Source organism: Achromobacter sp. UBA4530 (genome assembly GCF_002388205.1).
Classification (GTDB): Bacteria; Pseudomonadota; Gammaproteobacteria; order Burkholderiales; family Burkholderiaceae_B; genus Achromobacter; species Achromobacter animicus.
Window position 1 is genome coordinate 1 of the sequence record NZ_DGMA01000049.1, and the last position, 754, is coordinate 754.

The 754-nt window shown below is 69.6% G+C and carries 2 protein-coding genes; one reads left to right on the plus strand and one right to left on the minus strand.

Translation table 11 applies throughout. The annotated features are described in order from the left end of the window. Nucleotides 1–436 (plus strand): winged helix-turn-helix domain-containing protein (locus B2W22_RS27820; protein WP_349679479.1); only part of this gene is annotated, 436 nt, incomplete at its 5' end. Between the two features lies 1 nt (nt 437). On the opposite strand, the gene B2W22_RS27825 is transcribed toward B2W22_RS27820, so the two are convergent. Beyond that, nucleotides 438–754 (minus strand): PUA domain-containing protein (locus tag B2W22_RS27825; protein WP_349679480.1); only part of this gene is annotated, 317 nt, incomplete at its 5' end.

Genomic DNA, 754 nt, shown 5'->3' on the forward strand with positions numbered 1-754 from the left:
CGAGCGCGCGGCGGCGCTGGACGCGGGCGTCGATGCCTGTGTGCCGGTCGGCATGGAGCCCCTGGAATGGGATGCGCTCTTGCGCAGCTTGTACCGGCGTTCGCGATGCGGACCGGGCGCTTGGCGCGTCGTTGCGCCGGGGCGGGTGCTGGTGGGCCCAGCGGGTCAGCGCCTGCCGCTCACGCTGCGCGAGCGCGCCGTGTTGATGCGGTTGTTCAATGCGCCGGGCTACTGCCTGCATCGCGAAAACTTCTTTCCGGCGGAAACGCGCGACCCCCTGGACGGCGCGCGGCGCGTGGATGTCGTCGTGTCGCGGCTGCGCAGCAAGGCGCGCCGGTTCAATATCGAACTTCCGCTATTGGCGGTGCGGGGATGGGGGTACATCCTGCTGCCCGAAGGCGCGGGCAGGGCGCCTTCGGTGGCGGACGGCGTCTGACTTACAGCACTACCAGGTTGTCCCGGTGCATGAGCTCGGGTTCGGTCATGCTGCCCAGAATGCGCGCGATCTGCGACGACGGCTGGCGCAGGATGCGGCGCGTGTCGGCAGACGAATAATTGATCAGCCCGCGGGCGCATTCCACGCCCTTGCTGTCCACGCAGGCCACGACGTCGCCGCGGCCGAACTCGCCCTCGACATCGGTCACGCCGATGGGCAAGAGGCTCTTGCCTTCGCGCAGCAACGCTTGCACGGCGCCGTCGTCCAGCACGACGCGGCCGCGCAGCCGCAGGTGATCGGCCAGCCATTGCTTGCGCG